This is a genomic window from Methanocalculus sp. (genome assembly GCF_029762515.1).
In the GTDB taxonomy this organism is placed as follows: domain Archaea; phylum Halobacteriota; class Methanomicrobia; order Methanomicrobiales; family Methanocorpusculaceae; genus Methanocalculus.
Window position 1 is genome coordinate 1 of record NZ_JARVGN010000562.1, and the last position, 1,095, is coordinate 1,095.

General features: G+C 53.2%; 2 protein-coding genes and 1 pseudogene. All 3 read right to left on the bottom strand.

The genetic code is table 11. The features are described from left to right. Window positions 1-106, bottom strand: a pseudogene (locus tag QCH34_RS13170) (tetrahydromethanopterin S-methyltransferase subunit A); the annotation flags it as partial. A gap of 6 nt (window positions 107-112) precedes the next feature. Next, on the bottom strand, window positions 113-400 hold the full coding sequence (mtrB, locus tag QCH34_RS13175; protein WP_300334786.1) for a tetrahydromethanopterin S-methyltransferase subunit MtrB: 288 nt from the start codon (window positions 398-400) through the stop codon (window positions 113-115). Window positions 401-416: 16 nt separating this feature from the next. Continuing rightward, window positions 417-1,095, bottom strand: a 679-nt coding sequence (gene mtrC / locus QCH34_RS13180; protein ID WP_300334787.1) for a tetrahydromethanopterin S-methyltransferase subunit MtrC, incomplete at its 5' end; no start/stop codon positions are given.

Consider the following 1,095-nt stretch of genomic DNA (forward strand, 5'->3'; position numbering starts at 1 on the left):
GGTGGGATCCCATGGTGACAACAGCTACACAGCTGTTTGCGTCGCCTGAATGGTAATCTCCCTTGACGGTTGGCCATCCGCTTGCCGGTGATTTCTTATCTGCCATCTTTCCTCACCTCAGGTACTGGAACGCTACGATGGCTGCAATCAGCAGTCCGACTGCAAGGCCATACCAGAATGCAGTAACTCCACCGGCATAGACAAGTGTTTTGTCACGGCCGGGGTAGCTGTTCATAAGGTTTCCTTCACCAGAGAGCATGTTGACCAGGTCATCTGCGACCTTATCGAGTTCAACAACCTGATCGATGATCGGCTGGTAGGACTCTCCGGCTGTCGTCACAAATCCGAGAACCGGATCGGCAACGAGGCCGAACTCAGGTAATACAAGAACATATCCCATGTCTTTCACCTCCGGTTTAGGCCTCGGTCTCCACGATCATCTTGGCATCAAGCCATGCGGCTGCATCGCGCTTTGAGAGTTCGATGAACTGTGCGTAGGTGTAGCCCCATCCGATGAGTGCAATCAGGAGTCCCAGGAGTGCAGATCCCATTGATATGAACGCAAACGAGATGACTGCCATCATGATCATTGAGAGGAACCCGCACTCTGCTGCGAGCATCAGTGTCCGATCCTGTGTGTTGGATGGACCAAGTGCTGCATTGAAGGGGTGCTGAATGGCGATGGCTCCGAGCATGAACGCAACTGCGGTAATGCCTCCACCGACAAACGATGCCTGTGCGGCAGGGATTGCGAATCCGAAGATGCTGATCGTTCCTGCTGTCAGGACGCCGAAGGTAAAGTCTCCGGTTGCCATTGCAGTGAATCCCATGATAGTGAGTGCTCCGATGATCGAGAGTTCAGCTAAGGACTGAACGAGCACCGGGATCTTCATGTTCAGCACGCTGTCTGCAAGGAAACCAAAGATGGCACCTGAGACGAGTGCAATAACAAGAGCTGCAAGTGGAGAGAATAAGCCGAATTTTGTTCCAACGAGCATTGCGATGATACCTGCACCAAATGCGACCATACCTGCGGATGGAACGCCTGTTCCGATACCGTAGCTGCAGAGCCTCTTGATGGTGCTCGTACCCCAG

Excerpts from the sequence above, each read along its gene's own strand:
- mtrB (WP_300334786.1), bottom strand. The coding sequence starts at position 400 with ATGGGATATGTTCTTGTATTACCTGAGTTCGGCCTCGTTGCCGATCCG.